17 protein-coding genes and 1 pseudogene are annotated in these 20,220 nt (G+C 35.9%); 9 read left to right on the plus strand and 9 right to left on the minus strand.

What is annotated here, in order from left to right:
• Positions 1-687 precede the first annotated feature (687 nt).
• Entirely contained in the window at positions 688-1,461 is a 774-nt protein-coding gene (locus KO493_RS04845; protein WP_216066821.1) for an O-methyltransferase, read from the plus strand.
• A 684-nt stretch (positions 1,462-2,145) separates the two neighbouring features.
• Here KO493_RS04845 and KO493_RS04850 read toward each other — a convergent pair.
• The 4 genes from KO493_RS04850 to hutH form a co-directional block, all read right to left on the minus strand.
• Complete coding sequence (locus tag KO493_RS04850; protein WP_216066822.1) at positions 2,146-3,123, minus strand: IS110 family transposase; 978 nt, start codon at positions 3,121-3,123, stop codon at positions 2,146-2,148.
• Between the two features lie 289 nt (positions 3,124-3,412).
• Entirely contained in the window at positions 3,413-4,654 is a 1,242-nt protein-coding gene (hutI, locus tag KO493_RS04855; RefSeq protein ID WP_216066823.1) for an imidazolonepropionase, read from the minus strand.
• The gene (locus tag KO493_RS04860) at positions 4,654-6,651 is read right to left on the minus strand and encodes a urocanate hydratase (protein WP_216066824.1); all 1,998 of its coding nucleotides are present in this window, start codon (positions 6,649-6,651) and stop codon (positions 4,654-4,656) included. The genes hutI and KO493_RS04860 overlap by 1 nt, the downstream gene beginning before the upstream one ends.
• 7 nt (positions 6,652-6,658) lie before the next feature.
• Positions 6,659-8,149, minus strand: coding sequence for a histidine ammonia-lyase (gene hutH, locus KO493_RS04865; protein ID WP_216066825.1), 1,491 nt, complete (start codon positions 8,147-8,149; stop codon positions 6,659-6,661).
• Positions 8,150-8,370: 221 nt separating this feature from the next.
• Here hutH and KO493_RS04870 point away from each other — a divergent pair, with 221 nt between their 5' ends.
• The 5 genes and pseudogenes from KO493_RS04870 to KO493_RS04890 all read left to right on the plus strand — a co-directional run bounded on the left by KO493_RS04870 (position 8,371) and on the right by KO493_RS04890 (position 12,965).
• The gene (locus tag KO493_RS04870; RefSeq protein WP_216066826.1) at positions 8,371-9,267 is read left to right on the plus strand and encodes a LysR family transcriptional regulator; all 897 of its coding nucleotides are present in this window, start codon (positions 8,371-8,373) and stop codon (positions 9,265-9,267) included.
• Between the two features lie 160 nt (positions 9,268-9,427).
• Entirely contained in the window at positions 9,428-11,254 is a 1,827-nt protein-coding gene (locus KO493_RS04875) for a DEAD/DEAH box helicase (protein ID WP_216066827.1), read from the plus strand.
• 172 nt (positions 11,255-11,426) lie between these two features.
• Positions 11,427-12,206, plus strand: a complete 780-nt coding sequence (locus KO493_RS04880) for a carboxypeptidase-like regulatory domain-containing protein (RefSeq protein ID WP_216066828.1) — start codon at positions 11,427-11,429, stop codon at positions 12,204-12,206.
• A 90-nt stretch (positions 12,207-12,296) separates the two neighbouring features.
• Positions 12,297-12,593: pseudogene (locus tag KO493_RS04885) on the plus strand (type II toxin-antitoxin system HigB family toxin).
• A 3-nt stretch (positions 12,594-12,596) separates the two neighbouring features.
• Positions 12,597-12,965 carry a helix-turn-helix domain-containing protein gene (locus KO493_RS04890; RefSeq protein WP_216066829.1) on the plus strand — a complete coding sequence of 123 codons (369 nt, stop codon included), beginning with the start codon at positions 12,597-12,599 and terminating at the stop codon, positions 12,963-12,965.
• Positions 12,966-13,027: 62 nt separating this feature from the next.
• Here KO493_RS04890 and KO493_RS04895 read toward each other — a convergent pair whose 3' ends face one another.
• Positions 13,028-13,687 (minus strand): TrmH family RNA methyltransferase, encoded by a 660-nt coding sequence (locus KO493_RS04895; protein ID WP_216066830.1) that lies wholly within the window; start codon positions 13,685-13,687, stop codon positions 13,028-13,030.
• 127 nt (positions 13,688-13,814) lie between these two features.
• Between KO493_RS04895 and KO493_RS04900 the strand changes: the two genes are divergently transcribed.
• Entirely contained in the window at positions 13,815-14,495 is a 681-nt protein-coding gene (locus KO493_RS04900; RefSeq protein ID WP_216066831.1) for an SIR2 family NAD-dependent protein deacylase, read from the plus strand.
• A gap of 341 nt (positions 14,496-14,836) precedes the next feature.
• Here KO493_RS04900 and KO493_RS04905 read toward each other — a convergent pair whose 3' ends face one another.
• A complete protein-coding gene (locus KO493_RS04905) occupies positions 14,837-16,072 on the minus strand; it encodes a glycosyltransferase family 4 protein (protein ID WP_216066832.1) in 1,236 nt (411 codons plus the stop codon).
• Positions 16,073-16,196: 124 nt separating this feature from the next.
• Positions 16,197-16,670 carry a heme-binding domain-containing protein gene (locus tag KO493_RS04910; RefSeq protein ID WP_216066833.1) on the minus strand — a complete coding sequence of 158 codons (474 nt, stop codon included), beginning with the start codon at positions 16,668-16,670 and terminating at the stop codon, positions 16,197-16,199.
• Between the two features lie 37 nt (positions 16,671-16,707).
• Between KO493_RS04910 and KO493_RS04915 the strand changes: the two genes are divergently transcribed.
• On the plus strand, positions 16,708-17,280 hold the full coding sequence (locus KO493_RS04915) for an adenylosuccinate lyase (RefSeq protein ID WP_216066834.1): 573 nt from the start codon (positions 16,708-16,710) through the stop codon (positions 17,278-17,280).
• Between the two features lie 78 nt (positions 17,281-17,358).
• A complete protein-coding gene (purB, locus tag KO493_RS04920) occupies positions 17,359-18,702 on the plus strand; it encodes an adenylosuccinate lyase (RefSeq protein WP_216066835.1) in 1,344 nt (447 codons plus the stop codon).
• Between the two features lie 392 nt (positions 18,703-19,094).
• Here purB and KO493_RS04925 read toward each other — a convergent pair whose 3' ends face one another.
• On the minus strand, positions 19,095-19,637 hold the full coding sequence (locus KO493_RS04925) for a DUF4252 domain-containing protein (protein ID WP_216066836.1): 543 nt from the start codon (positions 19,635-19,637) through the stop codon (positions 19,095-19,097).
• 12 nt (positions 19,638-19,649) lie between these two features.
• Positions 19,650-20,213 (minus strand): DUF4252 domain-containing protein, encoded by a 564-nt coding sequence (locus KO493_RS04930; protein WP_216066837.1) that lies wholly within the window; start codon positions 20,211-20,213, stop codon positions 19,650-19,652.
• Positions 20,214-20,220: the final 7 nt, after the last annotated feature.

Genomic DNA, 20,220 nt, shown 5'->3' on the forward strand with positions numbered 1-20,220 from the left:
TTTTTTTTTTTTTTTTTTTTTTTTCACTTGAACTATTTTTTTTTGGTTGAATCGTTTATTGGTTCACTTTTGACTGTTTACTGTTGACTATTTACTGAACTTTCAACTTCCTGGTTAATTTTTAATTTTTCCTTTTTAATTATTAATTGAACGACTGTTTATTTGTTGAATCGTTTATTCGTTCACCTTTGACTGTTGACTGTTGACTGTTTACTGAACTTTCAACTTCCTGGTTAATTTTTAATTTTTCCTTTTTAATTATTAATTGAACGACTGTTTATTTGTTGAATCGTTTATTCGTTCACCTTTGACTGTTGACTGTTGACTATTTACTGAACTTTCAACTTCCTGGTTAATTTTTAATTTTTCCTTTTTAATTATTAATTGAACGACTGTTTATTTGTTTAATCGTTTATTCGTTAAACCAACGACTGGGACTGAAAACTGAGACTGGGACTGGTTATTCGTTTATTCGTTTAACCGTTGAACTGACAACTAGGTTTAAAACTCTCAACTCCTATCTCTTAACTCTTAACTTAATATTTAATATCTAACTTCTAATATCAGGTAATTTTTCACTAAAAAAATCAGCGCAAGAGTAAGTGACCAATAACTAACAACTAGCAACCAACAACTAAATGTTTTTAAGTAGCTTTGCGCCACAATCCCGACTTTCGAAATACGATCATGCTATACCAAGCAACCCAATACTTTAAATTCCTTTTAAAATCGACCAATCAGCATGGGGTGCACTCCCCTTTTGTATATAATTTGGTAACGAAGTGTTTTTATGACCGTAGTCGGCACGAGGCTTATAAAGCCCTTAAAAACTACAAAAAAAACCTGCTACAAAACAATGGCAGCATCAAGGTCACCGATTTAGGCGCTGGTTCACACACCATGAAGCAGCAAGAACGCTTGGTAAGTCAAATGGCTAAGAACGCAGGAACAACTCTAAAGCGTGCTAAATTATTATACCGAATTAGTGCTTATTTAAAACCTCAAAACATATTAGAATTGGGTACTTCCTTGGGTATCGCCACGCAGGCCTTAAGTTTAGGGAACCCGAAGTCACACATCTCAACTATTGAAGGGTGTTCTAATATTTCAGAATTTTCAAAAGGGTGTTTTAAAGGCGAAAACCTTCATAATATTGAAAGTATTCAAGGGGATTTTTCTGCTGAAATTGAAAAACGAACTTCAAACACCTATGACCTCATTTTCTTTGATGGCAATCATCAAAAGGCTTCTACTTTATACTATTTTGAGACCTTATTAGAAACAGCAACCAACGATTCGGTTTTTATTTTTGATGACATTTATTGGTCGGAAGGCATGACCGAAGCTTGGGAAACCATAAAGGAACATCCCAAAGTAACCGTGAGTATTGATACGTTTTTCTGGGGACTTGTCTTTTTTAGAAAGGAACAGGTTAAGGAGCATTTTGTGATTCGGAGTTGATTTTTGGTTGGTGGTTGCTGGTTGTTAGTTATTGGAGCTTACTCTTGCGGGGTTTTTACACGGAGGTACTCAGAGATTTCGCAGAGATTCACTGAGGAGTTTTAGACACAGATTAATTTATTAGTTACTGGTTGTTAGTTGCTGGTTTTTGGGGGCTTACTCTTGTGGGTTGTTACACGGAGACTCATTGAGTTTTTTTTAGACACGAATTTCACTAATTAACACTAATTTTTACGTACTACTTCTTGGCGACTTAGCGTCTTGGCGAGAAATATTTACTGTTACACGGAGATGCACAGAGATTTCGCAGAGCTACACCGAGAAATATTAAGACACAGATTTCACTGATTTTCACAGATTAATTTATTAGTTGTTGGTTGTTAGTTAATGGTTGTTGGAAGGCTTACTCTTGCGGGTTGTTACACGGAGATGCGCAGAGGCTTCGCAGAGATTCACTGAGGAGTTTTAGACACAGATTAATTTATTAGTTGCTGGTTTTTGGTTTTTGGAAGGCTTACTCTTGTGGGTTGTTACACGGAGATGCGCTGAGATTTCGCAGAGCTAAACTAAGAAATATTAAGACACAGATTTCACTGATTTTCACTGATTAATTTATTAGTCAGAAAGGTTCTCGACTTCGCTAGAACACCGGTTCTAAAACTGCTTAATTACGGTGTTCGATTTCTATGACGTAACCAAACGATTTTGATATAAATTTTCAGATTTTACAATGGCAAAAATAAGATGTATAATTTTGTTTCTAACAGCATTTAGTACGGACATTTTATTTTTACCTTCCTTAACTTTTCTTAGGTAATAAACTTGTAAATCATTTTTTAAACGAATGGCACTCATTGCAGCTAAATGCAATATGGATTTTATCTGTTTATCGGCAAATACAGAGACTCGAGGTTTCCTGTAAACAGATGTTCCAGATTGATGATCAAAAGGGATAACACCAGAATAACAAGCCATTTTTCTCGGGTCAGTTATCTTTATAAACCCTTCTGTTTTAACAATTATAGTCCAACTAGTTACTTTTCCAACTCCAGGTATACTAAGCATTAATTTTTGTTGTTTTTTGAGTTCTGGGTCTTCCATAATAGCCTGTTGAATTAATTCTTCTATTTTCTTAATTTGTTTCTCTAACTGACTTATTTGCTGTAAACACCAATTAGTAAGTGTTTGAGTTAGACCTAATTCCTTCATCTTTTTATAGTCATGCTTTTGTTGAACTAACCTTCTCCTGGTTTTAATTCTAGCATTTCGCTCTGTCATTAAAACTTTAATCTTTCTAATAACCTCAGAACAAGGTTTCCAAACAGACAAATCTTCTTTGTTTTTTTCTATAAATAAGGCTATTCGATATGCATCTTCTTTATCAGTTTTACCTCTAACTAAGCCTTGACTTTTAGATAGATGCAATGGATTGATGACAAATACAGTGAAGTTAAACTCAGGCAAAACCTTATAAAGCTCCCAGTTATACCTTCCTGTGTTCTCCATAGCAACAATCAATTTTAATCCATTATAAGTTTTAAAAAACTTCCTAATACTTTTTTGGGTATTGTCTATCTTGTAATATTCAATTTGACTTGCCTCTTTTACACAGATATCTAAAGTTTTGCTACTGATGTCAATACCGATAATAATGTTTTTCATAAATTAGCTTTTAAGTGAAACGAAATGAGAAAAATCATCAATTACTTAACTCCTTAATAATGGGCTTTATATCCCGAATTTCTATTTGAGTTTTTGATGAATAGGAGGCTTAAGTCTAAATCGAAGAACGAGATTCCAGTCTCAGAGCGCGTGTCATAGTTTACTTAAGCTTCCTTTTCTCTTTTCTATAAATTTAATGATTTTTACACTTTGCTAATCTAAAGGAGCGCAGTCGAGAAGTGTGATTATTATTGTAAAAGCATGCGCTATTTCATTCAACAAAGAAACATCAAACCACCTCAACACCATTTAAATAAACCGTTTCTATTTGATTATTTCCGAAAGAATATGGGATAAACGAATACGAATGTATTGGCTTTGTGAGTATCAGGTTCGCGAGCTTTCCTTTGGTGATTGATCCTACTTGCTTTTCAAGTCCCATCGCATAAGCGCCATTTATCGTTGCGGCGTTTATGGCTTCTTCGGGGGTTAATTTCATTTTAATACAGGCTGCGGAAACCACAAAATTCATATTTCCTGAAGGGGATGATCCTGGGTTATAATCGGTTGCTATGGCTAGTGGCAATCCGGCATCAATCATTTTTCGACCAGGCGTGTATGGAATGCCTAAAAAGAAAGAACATCCCGGCAGTGCCACCGGCATGGTTGATGTGTTTTTCAAGGCTTCAATATCTTCATCACGCATTTCTTCTAGATGATCAACAGACAAGGCCTGGTTTGCAACGCCTGCTTGTACACCGCCAATCGCCGTGAATTGATTAACATGTATTTTAGCGCTTAATCCGTGTTTTTTTCCTGCTTCTAAAATACGATGGGTATCTTCCACCGAAAAATAACCTGTTTCACAAAAAACATCAACAAAATCGGCAAGCTTGGCTTCAGCCACCAAAGGGATCATTTCGCTAATAAGATAATCCACATAACCTTCTTTGTTGTTTTTGAAATTTTCAGGAACGGCATGCGCGCCTAAAAAGGTCGCTTTAATAGGTAAATTATAATTTTCCTTTAAACGCTTAATTACGCTAAGCATTTTTAATTCAGCTTCTAAAGTTAAGCCGTAGCCGGATTTAATTTCAACAGCACCTGTTCCTAAAGCTATAATTTCATCGAGACGATTTTTGGTTTCTTTATATAATTCACTTTCTGTAATCGCTTGTACTTTTTTAGCTGAATTTAAAATACCTCCGCCTTTTTCAGCAATTTCTTGATAGCTCAAGCCTTTAATTTTATCTACAAACTCCCCTTCTCTATTTCCTGCATAAACCAAGTGTGTATGCGAATCGCACCACGTTGGTAACATCATTTTTCCTTCAGCATGGACTACCTGGTCGACAGCAGCATCATTTGGACAATCATGCATTGGTCCGAAATCACGAATAATATCATTTTCAACTAAAAGAAAGGCATTTTTAATGGTTGGTAGTTCTGCCATGGCTTTCCCTGAAACAAAACGTGTGTGTTCATCTCTAACTTGAAGCAATTCTTTAATATTCTTAAATAAGGTTTTCATTAAAATAAGTTTTCTAATAATTGATTATCTACTAAATTAGGAATGGTCACTTTTAAATTTGGCGTGCGTTCCATTTCGCGTTTTATGGCGAACAAAGCTTCATCGTTTCTGGCCCAACTGCGACGTGCAATACCGTTATTCACATCAAAAAACAACATACTTTTAAGGCGTGCTTCCGCTTCTTTGGTACCATCTAACAACATTCCAAAGCCGCCATTCACCACTTCGCCCCAACCTACGCCACCGCCATTATGAATGGACACCCATGTGGCGCCTCTAAAACTATCACCAATGACATTATGAATCGCCATATCGGCAGTAAATTTACTACCGTCGTAAATATTTGAAGTTTCTCTATACGGCGAATCGGTACCACTCACATCATGATGATCACGACCTAAAACTACAGGACCGATGTCGCCATTTGCCACCGCATTATTAAAAGCTTCAGCTATTTTTGCGCGACCTTCGGCATCAGCATACAAGATACGCGCTTGAGAGCCCACCACCATTTTATTTTTCTTAGCATCTTTTATCCAAGTGATATTATCCTGCATTTGCAATTGAATTTCCTCAGGAGCCGTTTTCATGATGTCTTCAAGAACTTGAGCTGCGATAGCGTCGGTTTTGTCCAAGTCTTCCGATTTCCCTGAAGCACACACCCATCGGAAGGGTCCGAATCCATAATCGAAACACATCGGTCCTAAAATATCTTGCACATAAGACGGGTATTTAAAATCGATATTATTTTCAGCCATCACATCGGCGCCAGCACGTGAGGCTTCTAACAAAAAGGCATTTCCGTAATCGAAAAAATAAGTGCCCTTAGCGACGTGATTGTTTATCGCTTTGGCATGTCGTCTTAATGATTCACGCACTTTATCTTTAAAAACCTCGGGGGCTTCACGAATTAATCGGTTTGATTCCTCATACGACAAACCAGCTGGATAGTATCCGCCTGTCCACGGAATATGCAAAGAGGTTTGATCGGATCCCACATGAATGAATATATTTTCATCATCAAAACGTTCCCAAACTTCAACCACATTTCCAATGAATGCTATGGAAACCACTGCTTTTGTAGCCTGCGCTGCTTTTACGCGTGCGACTAAATCATCTAAATTATCAATCAACACATCCACCCAACCTTGTTCATGACGTTTGGTTGCCGCTTTGGCATTCACTTCAGCACAAATAGTAATACAACCTGCTATATTTCCCGCTTTAGGTTGCGCGCCACTCATGCCGCCTAAACCAGCTGTTAAAAATATTTTTCCTGCGGAAGTATCTGCTTTTTCTAACACTTTTCTGAAGGCATTCATAACCGTAATCGTGGTACCGTGTACGATGCCTTGCGGACCAATATACATGAACGAACCGGCAGTCATTTGTCCGTACTGCGTCACCCCCAAAGCATTGAATTTCTCCCAGTCATCGGGTTTGGAATAATTCGGAATCATCATACCGTTGGTTACAATAACGCGTGGTGCATTTTTAGATGACGGAAACAAGCCCATAGGATGACCAGAATACATATGAAGCGTCTGCTCATCGCTCATGTTCGCCAAATACTGCATGGTTAACAGGTATTGTGCCCAATTTTGAAATACCGCGCCATTACCACCATAAGTGATTAATTCTTCGGGATGTTGTGCCACTGCAGGGTTTAAATTATTCTGAATCATCAACATAAGAGCAGCCGATTGCGTTGATTTTGCAGGATATTCTGAAATGCCACGAGCATATATTTTATAATCAGGCTTGAACCGGTACATGTAAATACGACCGTAAGCCTTGAGTTCTTCTGCAAATTCTGAAGCTAAAGTACTGTGCCAATCCTTAGGAAAATAACGCAACGCATTTCTTATCGCCAGTTGTTTTTCTTCAGTAGATAAAATATCTTTTCGTTTTGGTGCGCGGTTGGCATCCTTCGGGTAATTATATTTTGAAGGCATTTTACTTGGAATACCTTGTAATATCTGTTCTTGAAATGTCATTGCTTTTCTACTTTAAATTGAACGCTTGCGTTTTCACCAAATGCACCATGTTTTGAATATCATCCTTTAAAAGTCTGTCGCTCTCTAATTTAGGAACGATTTCGCGAATAATACGATGATTGTCTTCAATAATATCTGAAAAAGTATTCGGACGCCTAAACTCAAGGGCTTGAGCGCCATACATAAGTTCTATGGCCAGTATTTTTTCTAAATTTCCTAAAATTTGATTGAACTTTCGTCCGGAAATGCTTCCCATTGAGACGTGGTCTTCCTGACCCAATGAGGTTGGAATACTATCTGCGGAAGGCGGAAAACACAAGGATTTATTTTCAGTAACTAAAGCTGCGGTGGTGTATTGCGGAATCATAAATCCAGAATTCAAGCCGCCACCCGTGGTTAATAAACGTGGCAACCCGAACTTACCTTCAATTAAAAGATAACAGCGTCGATCTGAAATATTGCCCAATTCCGCGGAAGCGATAGACGCATAATCTAAAGCCATAGCAAGAGGTTGCCCGTGGAAATTACCTCCCGAAATCGCTTCGGTATCACTTAATACAATTGGGTTATCGGTAACCGAATTCATTTCAATTTCTGCCAATTCCAACACATGGTAATAGGCGTTTCTTGAGGCCCCATGCACTTGCGGAATACAACGCATGGAATACGGATCTTGAACGCGCTCGCAGTTTTCATGAGAATTCACATTCTGGGAAGAATACAATAACATGGTCATACGTTCGGCGACTTCAATACAACCTTTAAACGGACGAATTTTATGTAATTCATCACGAAATGGTTGCGAACTGCCTTGGTAGCCCTCAATACTCATGGCGCCACAAACATCGGCGAGATCTAGCAAATATTCCATTTTTTTTAAGCCTACAATCGCGTGAGCTAAAATAAATTGTGTGCCGTTAATTAAGCCCAAACCTTCTTTTGCTTGAAGCGCCATAGGCTCTAAGTTATGCTGAATTAGAACGGCTTTTGCATGTTGCATGCTATCGCCAACCCAAAAATCACCTTCACCTAAAAGTGGTAAAAACAAATGTGATAACGGTGCTAAATCTCCCGAAGCACCCACAGAACCTTGTTCTGGAACCACTGGCAGTAAATCATTTTCTATAAAATATAAAATACGTTCAATCAATTCTAAACGTACGCCAGAATATCCACGACTTAAAGCATGTACTTTACAAATCATCATGATTTTAGATAATTCCTTATCAATCGGGTTTCCCACTCCTACCGCATGTGTAATTAGCAAATTCTCCTGCAGTTTATTGGTTTCTTCGGGCGTAATTTGCACGTCGCATAACGGTCCGAACCCTGTATTTATACCATAAACCGCCTTATTGGAACTGGCCATTTTTTCAACTTTAGCGCGACAATTTTCAATTTGGGTCACCGCTTCTTCACAAATAGTGGCTTTTAGCGTGCCTTTTGCAATGGCCAGCACTTTGTTTACAGTTAAGGTATCTATTCCGTATTTGAACATGATTTTATGGTATTAATTTTACTGAAATCCGTTTTATTGTCATAATGCTTCTATGTCGTCATACCGAACTTGATTCGGTATCTCATTAAATTTGTAAATCAAAAACATACGATGAGACCCTGAAATAAATTCAGGGTGACGGCATACTATTTTTGACTACCTACAAAATTATCTATAAATTTGATACCAAATAAGACCATTAGTTTAATAAACTAATAACTATGAGTTATCAAATAGAACTAAGACACATTAAATATTTTTTAGCTGTTGCTGAAGCATTACACTTTAGAAAGGCTGCGGAAAAACTATTTATTTCACAGCCTGGATTAAGTCGGCAGATAAAAGATATGGAAGAAGCCTTGGGTGTTACACTTTTCGATAGGCATAATCGCCAAGTCCTTCTAACCCCTGCTGGAGTTTATTTAAAAGAAGAACTTTCGAAGAATTTAAAGCATCTCGACATTATTTTAAACCACGCTAAACATCTGGAAGAAGGTAAAGATGGTGAACTGAAATTTGGTTATGTGGGTTCTGCCATGCAACACATTATCCCCGAATTGCTTATAAAATTCACTAAAAATCATCCTAAAGTTTTATTCAGCTTGAAGGAAATGGGCAACATCAAACAAATTGAAGCACTCTTAGCTCAAGACATTGATATTGGTTTTGTGAGACTGGAACGCATTCCTAGAGGTTTGGACAGCACACTTATTTTAAAAGAGCCTTTTTGCTTGGTTTTACCCGGAAATCATCCCATTAGTGCTTCAAATTTTAAAAATATACTTCAGCTAAAAAACGAATCTTTTATATTATTTGACCCTGAATACAGCGCCTCTTATTATGAAAAAGTGATGGGTATTTTTGATGATAACGGCTTCACGCCTATGGTTTCACATAACACCATTCACGCCGATTCTATTTACAAATTGGTTGAAAAGGAGTTCGGAATTTCTATTGTTCCAAAATCTTTAACGACATCAAACAACCCAAAAATAAAATGTATAGAATTGGATATGATACCTCAACGCACCTCGCTTTCAGCCATTTGGAAGAAAGACAACAGCAATCCTATTTTAACAAAAGTGCTCGCTTTAATTCATAAGGAAATCACAAATTAGTTCTATTGAAAAATAAAAGACTATCTTTGCCGCTTGAAACTCAGAAAAATGGGTTTAAATTCCTCAGAGTGAGGATGTGTTACTAGGAGTTTAAGGTTAAGTATGTCGATTCGCTTCTTATGTAACACCACATAAAACAATCGAATACTTATATTTAAGAATGAGCACATTCCAAGAATTAGGTCTTAATGACGACCTATTGCGAGCAATTACAGATTTAGGATTTACAGAACCTAGTGAAGTTCAAAACAAAGCCATCCCCATTTTATTAAATTCTGAAACCGATTTAGTGGCATTAGCCCAAACGGGAACAGGAAAAACTGCAGCATTCGGATTTCCAATGTTAGAAAAAATTGATGTGGATAGCAGAACCACTCAAGGTTTAATCTTATCTCCAACTAGAGAACTTTGTTTGCAAATTGCCAACGAAATGAAAGCCTATGGTAAATATTGCAAAGGCCTTAATGTCGTTGCTGTTTACGGTGGATCTAGTATTTCTGATCAAGCCAGAGATATTAAACGTGGCGCACAAATTATTGTAGCGACGCCTGGTAGAATGAAAGATATGATTAACCGTAGAATGGTTGATATTTCTAAAATTCAATATTCTGTTTTAGATGAAGCCGATGAAATGTTAAACATGGGTTTCAAAGAAGATATCACAGATATTTTATCACACACACCAGAAGATAAAAACACTTGGTTGTTTTCTGCAACCATGCCTCGTGAAGTAGCTTCTATTGCTAAAAAATTCATGAACAATCCACAGGAAATTACTGTTGGAAATAAAAACGAAAGTACCAGTAACGTATCTCACGAATACTATTTAGTAAACGCCAGAGATCGTTATAACGCGTTAAAACGTTTAGCAGATGCAAACCCTGATATCTTTTCGGTAGTTTTCTGTAGAACAAAACGTGATACTCAAAAAGTAGCCGAACAACTTATTGAAGATGGTTACAATGCCGGGGCTTTACACGGTGATTTGAGTCAGAACCAACGTGATTTGGTGATGAACGCTTTCCGTAAAAATCAAATTCAAATGCTTGTAGCGACCGATGTTGCTGCTCGTGGAATTGATGTAGACGACATTACACACGTTATTAACTACCAATTACCAGATGAAATTGAAACTTATACGCACCGTTCTGGACGTACAGGACGTGCTGGTAAAACAGGGGTTTCGATGGTGATTGTTTCTAAAAGTGAAGTTCGTAAAATTAAAAGTATCGAACGTATTATTAAACGTCAGTTTGATAAGAAAGATATTCCAGATGGTATGGAAATCTGCGAGGTACAATTAATGTCGTTAGCAAACAAAATTCATACGACTGAGGTTAATGATGAAATTGAAAAATACCTTACCAGTATTAATGAAATGTTTGAAGACACTTCAAAAGATGAGTTAATTAAAAAATTCTTCTCTGTTGAGTTTACGCGTTTCTTTAATTACTACCAAAAATCTAAAAACTTAAATGTTGCTGAAGGTTCTCAAGATAGAGAAGGCGGACGTGATTTTAACCGTGGTGGAAACGATTCAACCCGTTATTTCATTAATGTAGGTTCTAAAGATGGTTTCGATTGGATGAAATTGAAAGATTTCTTAAAAGAACAACTCGAATTAGGTAGAGATGATGTCTTTAAAGTTGAAGTAAAAGACAGTTTCTCTTTCTTTAATACGGAAAACGAAACGAAGGAAAAAGTTTTAGCCTTCTTTACAGATTTTAAACATGAAGGTCGTTTTGTAAATGTTGAAGTTTCTGAAAATCGCGGTGGTGGAAGACGTAACGACAGACGTGGCGGTGGCGGCGGAAAACGTCGTGACGGTGGAAATCGTGGTGGCGGAAGACGTGACGACAGAAAAGGGGCGTCTGGAAACAGAAGTGACAGACGACGTAGCGAAGGATCGTCTAAACCAAGACGTTCAGATTCTGGAGGTGATTCTGGAGGCGGAAATTTCTCTAGACCAAGACGTTCAAGAAGATAAAATATACAAACATAAAAACCTCGATTATAAAATCGGGGTTTTTGCTTTAAATACAGAGATTTAATATCTTCACCGCTATACCTTTTTGTTAATTTTAAGTCAAAATAAAACTATAAATATTTTTCAAACATTTAGTTTATTACTTTTACCCCCTAATCAACGTTATGCTTTTATGAAACGCTATCTCTTTTTATTAACCGTACTATTTATTTCTGCTGTGGGTTTCTCACAAGAAGTAGCAGATAAAGTTATTGGTGTGGTTATAAATGCATCAAACGATGCGAAATTAGAAAGCGTAAATATTGTGAACTTGAATCAGGTAATTGGTACCACTACCAATGCTAACGGTGAGTTTTCCATTTCAGCAAAAGTTAACGATACGCTTCATTTATCCTATCTAGGGTTTAAATCAATTAAAGTGCGTGTTACGAACGACTGGTTAAAGTTTGGAAGTGCCGAAATTGAATTAACCGAATTGGCACTAGCTCTTGAAGAAGTTGTTGTCAATCAACTAAGACTTACTGGTTATTTAGAAGTAGACATCAAACAAGTTCCTGCTATAAACGACAATTACCGTTATCAAATTTCCGGACTTGAAGGCACTGGTTACGAAGCCAGTAAAAAATCTGGTTTAAACAAAGTGATTGGCTCACTCTTTAATCCTGCCGATTTCTTACACCGCATGTTTGGAAATAAACCAAACGAGCTTAAAAAGCTTAAAAAAATGAAGGAAGACGATGAGATTAGAAACCTTTTAGCTTCTCGTTTTGATAGAGAAATGCTTACCGTTTTACTGCAAGTTGACCGCGTGGATTTAGACGAAATTGTGAGTCAGTGTAACTACTCTAAAGGTTTCATTCATTCTGCCAACGATCTTCAAATTCTTGATGCTATCAGTGAATGCTACGAAGAATACAAAGTATTAAGTCGCGGTAGGAATCGTAAGATTTAAGAAAACATGCCCCTCTCTTTTTATTAAAAATCCGTTTAAAAGTTCTTTTTTTGAGAACAAATATTCTATATTTGTAGCAGAAGATGACAAATGAAACGGATTATAGCTAAAATAACTTTACGTGAATTTTGGAAACAGCATTCAGATTCAGAACAATATTTAAAAACTTAGTATGAAACTGCAAAAAACTCAAATTGGAATGCTCCAAATGATGTTAAAAAAACTTACATCAATGCGAGTATTTTAAAAGATAGTAGAGTTGTTTTCAATATTAAAGGAAATTCATATAGAATTATTGTAAAGTTCAACTACGAGAGACAATGGGCTTTTATTCGATTTGTTGGAACCCACTCGGAATATGACAAAATTGACGCAAACACGATTTAAATTATGAACATTAAACCTATAAAAACGGAAGAAGATTATAATGAAGCTCTTGAAAGGCTTGAAGTCATTTTTGATGCTACTCCAAATTCAAAAGAAGGTGATGAAGCTGAAATTTTATCCTTGTTAATTGAGAATTTCGAAAATAAACATTATCCCATTGAAGCACCAGACCCTATTGAAGCCATTAAAATTAGAATGGAAGAAATGAACCTTAAACAAAAAGATTTGATTGGAGTAATTGGAGGAAAAAGTAGAGTTTCTGAAGTTTTAAATAAAAAAAAGCGTTTAACTGTTGAGATGATTAGAGCATTAGAGCATGTTCTAAATATTTCTGCTTCTGTTCTTGTGAATAATTATCAGCTTGTCAAATAAATTAAAAAGCGATCGTTTATTAAACAGTGGAAAACCTTCAGTGCACACTTAAAAACCGTTTTCTAACCTTCCTTTGAATAAAAACGACTCACCACATCTTCATAACTCTTAATCGTTTTTTTACACCAATCTAAGCGCTTTTCGTTAATTTCAGCTTCAGAAAGTTGCCAAGAAATATTGCTTTGTCTCAACTTTGTTGTGACATGTTGTAAAATAATGGCGGCTGAAACGGAAATATTCAAACTTTCGGTAAAACCAACCATGGGAATCTTCAAAAAGCAATCGGCTTCATCTAAAACGGCTTGCGATAAACCTTCTGTTTCCCTTCCGAAGAAAAAACAGGACTTTTTAGTGATGTCGAAATCATGCAACTCACAGTCATTTGCATGAGGCGTAGTGGCTACAATTTGATAGCCTTTTTGTTTTAAATCGGATATACAGGTTTTTACATTTTGATAGCGATTCAAATCAACCCACTTCTGGGCCCCCATGGCAATTTCACGATCTATCGTTTTAGAATTTTGTTCCTCTATAATGTTCACTTCCTGAATACCAAACACATCGCAACTTCGCATCACCGCACTGGTATTATGCAGTTGATAGACGTCTTCGGTAGCGACTGTAAAATGTTTTGTTCTATTAGGTAAAACCGTATCAAAACGTTGTTTTCGGTTTTCGGTAAGGTACGATTCTAGGTGTTCTAGAAGTTTTAAATCAATCATAGTTCAAAAATAGGTAATGTTAATAGGAAGCGCAAAACGTCTTGATAGTCTTTAGTCGTAAATTCTAAAGTTAGTATATTTGGTGGGATGGATTCCCGCCTTCGCGGGAATGGAAAAAAACTAATAGATGAAACACATCGTTGTACTTACAGGAGCGGGCATGAGTGCCGAAAGTGGCATCAATACTTTTAGAGATGCCGATGGTTTATGGGAAGGCCATGATGTTATGGAAGTCGCTACACCAGAAGGTTTTGCTGCCAATCCGGAACTGGTTTTAGACTTTTACAACCAGCGTCGCAAGCAACTCTTTGAAGTTGAACCCAATCAAGCACACTATGATTTAGCTGCATTAGAAAAAAACTTCAAAGTCAGCATTATTACCCAAAATGTAGATGATTTACATGAACGTGCAGGCAGTACCATTGTGATTCACTTACACGGCGAACTACGCAAAGTTAAAAGCACTCTTGACGATAATGACATTCTGCTTTGGGATAAGGATTTAATTCTTGGTGACCTTTGTAAAAACGGACATCAATTGCGTCCGCATATCGTTTGGTTTGGAGAAGCGGTTCCTATGATTGAAAAAGCCATAGACCTATGTGAAACCGCCGATATTTTAATGATTATTGGCACGTCTATGCAAGTTTACCCCGCTGCGAGTCTAAAAGATTATGTTCCCGAAAACACACCAACCTATTTTATAGACCCTAAACCTAATATTGGAAGTGGAAAAAACTTGACCGTAATTGCTGACACCGCTACAGCGGGGCTTAGAAAAGTGATGATTAATTTGGAAACGTATTAAGAACCAGCTAACTATCAACCAATGACCAAAAACAACTTAGAACAATTATCTGATAGCATTATTAGATAAAAAGAAATCTCTAAAACGTTCTAAACTCATTAATGCTGCACTTATCGGTTTTTGTATTGGAATTATAGTTTACAGTGTCGCTGAAAATACTTGGGGACTAGTCACGCTTATTCCTGTTTTTTTGATTTATAAACTAGTAAATAACTCTACAAAAGATGAAGGGTTGGAAGCCATTTTGAAAAAACGAAATTTAGATTAAAATACTTATTATTAAAATGTGTGCTAGCGCTCGTTTTCAACGCGTGCTATTCTAAAAAAACCATACAAAACCACTAAACCCTATTCTTTTCTTCAATCCACTTACTCATAAACTTAGTACTTTGCATGCTATGATGCTGTAACATTTGTCCGGTGAAATTATTTAAGCGCCTTTCTTCAAGATTCAAAAAAGTATCATTTAATAAATTTAAAAACGTTTTTTGAAACTCAGTTTTACTAAAACGCTTATTTATAACCGGGAATCCGTTTTGTTGCTTTTCAGTCCAAAGTGCTTGATTTTGATATATTTCAACCGCTTGATTAGCGAATTCCTGCGGATTATCTTCAATAAATCCGTTAGGTTCAAAATCACCAAACATGCCTTCCGTAGCAATGCTAGACATCATGCATGGTGTTCCGTTTTGCATGGCATCAACGAGCTTGCCTTTTAAACCCGCTCCAAAACGAACTGGCACCAAACAGACTTTTGATTTTTGCATCACAGCATTCACATCTTCAGCAAAACCTTTTATTAAAAAGCCTTGCTCTTCACTATGGAGTTGGGTGACTTTTTGCGTGGCATAAGCGCCATAAATATGTAATTCTGCTTTTGGTAATTGTTTTTTTATGAGTGGCCAAATGGTTTCTTTTAAATACAAAACCCCGTTATAATTGGGTTCATGAAGAAAATTTCCGATGGTGATAAAATGTTCACGGGTTTCAAATTTTGGCAATGCTTGTATCGCTTCCGCGGAAATGCCTTCCAACATAAATGGTAAATACATCAATAAAGCCGCATCCACCTTAAACTGATTTTTGAGGATATCCATTTCAGCTTCTGAAATCATTAAACTTAAATCACACCTGTAAATACTAGCAATTTCTCGTTTGGCCACATCATTAAACAAATAACTTTTGTCAAAAGGTTTTCCATCTTTAAAAGCTTGCTGTCTGCCCTTTCGTAAACAATGCAAATCTTCGGTATCAAGAATTTTTATGGCATTTGGGCATTGTTCTGAGACCCGCCAGCCAAATTGTTCTTCCATCATAAAACGATCAAACAGTACCACACTGGGGTTTAATTCTAAAATAAACCTATCGAAACTATCATTATTCAGCTCAATAGCCACTTGGGAAACCCCAATAGTTTTTAAGTCAAAAGCATTGTCACTTTTTGCACAGGGACTGGCAAAAGTAATATCATAGCCATCAGATTGAAAGGTTTCAATAAGCTGCATCATTCTGCTGCCAGCTGCAGAACTTTTTGGTTCTGGCCATACAAAACCAATGATTAATAGATGTTTTGACATTAGTGTTGTTGGTTGTTGGTTGTTGGTTGTTGGTTAAAAAAAATTATAAAAAGTGATAACTATTAATTATTAACTTTTCATTTTTAATTCTTCATTTTTAATTCTTCATTTTTAATTATTACCCTCACTCCGGTTTTGGCTCAAGTCCATATTTTACACGCACTAATTTTGCCCATTCTATAACGGCTTCAATTTGTTCATTACTAAGTTTCGCCTCTGTGTGTGTCCATGTATATGAATTTAATGGCATCTCTTTTTCTTCAACCATTTCGATAAGTTCATCAAACTTATGGTCTTTCCTTTTGGTAGAATTATCAACCCAATCAGAAAAATTAAAATGCTTCTTTCCGTCCTTAACATGGCTAGCCAACCAGTAATTTACAGGCGTAATATTATTATACCATGGGTAACGCGTCACATCACTGTGGCAATCATAACAGGTTGCTTCTAAAATTCGTTTTACATCTTCTGGCGGTTTAGTTTCGGCCAAAAAGGGTTCAACCGATTTTAAATCGCCTTCATTTTTTTCTGGTCCGAAAAACTGAGCAATTACAACTAACACGAGTAAGGCTAAAAACACTTTTTTCATTATCTTCAATTTTTTAATTTTAAAAAAATAAAAATAAGAAATCCTTTTGACTACCAATCAACTTTACGAAGAATTAAATAAGGTAAACCACTCCAAAGAAAAGCGGTTACAGTACGCCAATTTGATATTATCAAACCCAGATTTACTACCAAAAATATTAAATATTCTATTTATGGTAGACGATAAAATGTCTCCTAAAGCGGGTTGGGTTTTAGAATTTATGTGTAGCGAAAACGTAGAACCACTGCTGCCCTATTTAGACCTTTTTACAGAAAACATTCATAAAGTACATTTGGACTCGGCTGTTCGTCCTGTGGCCAAAATATGTGAATTGCTCGCAACCCTCTATACTTCAAAAGAAGACAATTCCGTGAAAACGGTTTTAACAGCAGCGCATAAAGAACGTATTATTGAAACTTGTTTTGATTATATGATTAACGATGAAAAGGTGGCTGCAAAAGCCTATGGTATGACTACCCTTTTCATGCTCGGACATGAATACGACTGGGTACACCCCGAATTAGAAATCATACTAAATCGTGATTTTGCAATACAAAGTGCCGCTTTTAAAGCCAGAGCAAGACATATTCTAAAAAAGATGAAAAAACGCAAAACTTAAAACCAAAAACTTAAGCTTTTAGCATTCCGTCTTCCGTTGAAAAAACCTATATTTGCAACTTCTTAAAATCTAAAATTTATGTCATTATCAGCATTAAATGCCATCTCTCCAATTGATGGTCGTTATAGAAGTAAAGTTAGCGAATTGGCTCCTTATTTTTCTGAGGAAGCTTTAATAAAATACCGCGTTTTAGTTGAAATAGAATATTTTATTGCGCTTTGCGAAATTCCGTTGCCTCAATTAGAATCGATTAATGCATCTGTATTTGACAGTTTAAGAGCGATATACAAAGATTTTTCTACGGAAGATGCGCTAGCTATTAAAAAAATTGAAAGCGTAACTAACCACGATGTTAAGGCTGTGGAATATTTCATCAAAGAAAAATTTGATGCTTTAGGATTAGCTGAATACAAAGAGTTTATCCACTTCGGATTAACCTCTCAGGACATTAACAACACGGCCATTCCTTTAAGTATCAAGGAAGCTATAAACGATGTTTACATTCCAGAATACACGATTATTCTTAATAAATTAAAAGATTTATCTAAAGATTGGGCTGCTGTTTCTATGTTGGCAAGAACCCACGGACAACCAGCTTCCCCTACACGTTTAGGAAAAGAAATTGAAGTTTTTGTGGTGCGTTTAGAAGCACAATTCAATATTTTAAAAGATATTCCTAATGCTGCTAAATTTGGTGGCGCAACAGGAAACTTTAATGCCCACCATGTGGCTTACCCAAATAACGATTGGAAAGCTTTTGGAAGTCATTTTGTTGAAGAAAAATTGGGTTTACACCACTCGTTCCCAACAACACAAATAGAACACTACGATTTTATGGCGGCTTTGTTTGATGCTTTAAAACGCATTAACACGATCATTATCGATTTAGATAGAGATATTTGGACTTACGTGTCTACAGATTATTTCAAACAAAAAATTAAAGCTGGTGAAGTAGGAAGTTCTGCAATGCCACATAAAGTAAACCCTATTGATTTTGAAAATTCTGAAGGAAACTTAGGTATTGCTAATGCGATTTTCGAGCACCTTTCGGCTAAATTACCTATCTCTAGGTTACAACGTGATTTAACAGATAGCACGGTTTTACGTAACGTTGGCGTGCCTTTAGGACACACATTAATTGGTTTTAAATCGACTTTAAAAGGTTTAAATAAATTACTTTTAAACGAAGCTAAGTTTGCTGAAGATTTAGAAAACAATTGGGCTGTAGTTGCTGAAGCTATTCAAACAATTTTACGTCGTGAGGCTTACCCGAACCCTTATGAAGCTTTAAAAGGGTTAACACGTACAAATTCGAAAATAAACCAAGAGTCTATTTCAAATTTTATTGACACTTTAGAGGTTTCTAACACAATAAAAGACGAATTAAAACGTATTACACCTAGTAACTACACTGGAATTTAATAATATATGCTAAGCGATAAACAATCTTTGATTCTTACCATGATGATGGTAGCTGGAATTTTCTCTTTTGGAATTCTTGACATCTTAGATAATTTTATTGTCTTAACCATTCTAACAATTATATTTTTTACTGTGGTTATTAATTTGATTTTGGTTCAGAAAAAATCACGTCGCAACTCAGAAAAATAATATAACCGTTACATAACATAAAAAAGGCTATTTGAAGGTATTCAAATAGCCTTTTTTTTATAGTGATTATTTATATAAAAATAAGTCTTCAATAAACGCTTGAAATATTAGAAAAACTAGACCTTTCTGCCACTAAAAACCTAAAAAGATCTGAAAAATTCTCAAAATAATTTTTATTTTATTGATAATTATAAGTTCCTTTTTTACTTAAAGAAATTCATGATTTCTTCGACTTTAGCTTTATCAAAATCAGATTTCTGCATGGCTTCAATTAAGGTTACTAACTTTTCAGGATTCATATCACTGCCCAATACGCGCACAATACCGAATCCTTTTTCTTGAGAACTTCCAAAAATTATCAGTTCGTCCGCGACATCATCGGTCCCTAAATACTTCACCGAAATACGATCACCTTTAATATTAAACGTCATCAAATCGTTATACTTTTCATCCTTTAAAATGCTTTTTACTTTAGCTATTTCCGTATTAAAGGTGTCCAAATTATTTTCATTCAATTTGAATCCAATAAAATTTAATTTATCAACGGAGTGATAGGCCTCCAATTGCTTTTCAGTAAATTCAGATTTATCTACTTCGATCATAGATAAAGGAAAATCTTGAGAAATAAAATCTTTAGTTTCCTGATGCGCTACAAAATAATGCTGTAAACTGGTTTTATCACTGCAGCTTGTAAAACAAAATGTTATACAAATTATTAAGATGCAAAATAGGCTGGATTGTTTCATAATTTTATTGATTTATTTCTTGTTTTCAAGGTGTTTTCCTCCAGGGATATTCATCTTATCGGTAAGCTTCGAAATTTGCTTTAAATCAATGTCTCCTGTTAGAGAAACCACAACAGTTTCAATGTCTCGCTTTTCACCGTTTACCTCAACACCTTGATCTTTCAGAATTTTATCAACACCATTTACAAAAATTAAAAGTTCTTTAACATGATCGGCATTTTTACCTTCTTTAACGTAAAACTTAACATCGGTACCTTCGTCCTTCACCTCCATTAATTCTTCTAAAGTATTAGAACGTGAAGACACCCATTTCGAGATATCACCAGCAATCGATTTGTTGGCTGTTACAATGGTTTTAAAACTGGTAATACTTTTAACCATATCCATATAAGCTTCAGCTTCAGGATCGTCTACATTAATGCCCATTTTGGCTATCATTTGAAACATTTTTGGTTTAATTGACACGTAGGTCACATCTGTATTATCGCTATATTTCTCGAATATATCGCTTTGTCCCCACCCTGTAAGCGGTGATAGCAGGACCACTAAAATTAGTGCTAAAAATTTATTTTTCATGGTTTTT

The organism is Pseudotamlana agarivorans (assembly GCF_018860245.1).
GTDB classification, from domain to species: Bacteria; Bacteroidota; Bacteroidia; order Flavobacteriales; family Flavobacteriaceae; genus Pseudotamlana; species Pseudotamlana agarivorans_A.

Coding starts and splice junctions, on each gene's coding strand:
- KO493_RS04845 (WP_216066821.1), top strand. CDS start 688: ATGCTATACCAAGCAACCCAATACTTTAAATTCCTTTTAAAATCGACC.
- KO493_RS04850 (WP_216066822.1), bottom strand. CDS start 3,123: ATGAAAAACATTATTATCGGTATTGACATCAGTAGCAAAACTTTAGAT.
- hutI (WP_216066823.1), bottom strand. CDS start 4,654: ATGAAAACCTTATTTAAGAATATTAAAGAATTGCTTCAAGTTAGAGAT.
- KO493_RS04860 (WP_216066824.1), bottom strand. CDS start 6,651: ATGACATTTCAAGAACAGATATTACAAGGTATTCCAAGTAAAATGCCT.
- hutH (WP_216066825.1), bottom strand. CDS start 8,149: ATGTTCAAATACGGAATAGATACCTTAACTGTAAACAAAGTGCTGGCC.
- KO493_RS04870 (WP_216066826.1), top strand. CDS start 8,371: ATGAGTTATCAAATAGAACTAAGACACATTAAATATTTTTTAGCTGTT.
- KO493_RS04875 (WP_216066827.1), top strand. CDS start 9,428: ATGAGCACATTCCAAGAATTAGGTCTTAATGACGACCTATTGCGAGCA.
- KO493_RS04880 (WP_216066828.1), top strand. CDS start 11,427: ATGAAACGCTATCTCTTTTTATTAACCGTACTATTTATTTCTGCTGTG.
- KO493_RS04890 (WP_216066829.1), top strand. CDS start 12,597: ATGAACATTAAACCTATAAAAACGGAAGAAGATTATAATGAAGCTCTT.
- KO493_RS04895 (WP_216066830.1), bottom strand. CDS start 13,687: ATGATTGATTTAAAACTTCTAGAACACCTAGAATCGTACCTTACCGAA.
- KO493_RS04900 (WP_216066831.1), top strand. CDS start 13,815: ATGAAACACATCGTTGTACTTACAGGAGCGGGCATGAGTGCCGAAAGT.
- KO493_RS04905 (WP_216066832.1), bottom strand. CDS start 16,072: ATGTCAAAACATCTATTAATCATTGGTTTTGTATGGCCAGAACCAAAA.
- purB (WP_216066835.1), top strand. CDS start 17,359: ATGTCATTATCAGCATTAAATGCCATCTCTCCAATTGATGGTCGTTAT.
- KO493_RS04925 (WP_216066836.1), bottom strand. CDS start 19,637: ATGAAACAATCCAGCCTATTTTGCATCTTAATAATTTGTATAACATTT.
- KO493_RS04930 (WP_216066837.1), bottom strand. CDS start 20,213: ATGAAAAATAAATTTTTAGCACTAATTTTAGTGGTCCTGCTATCACCG.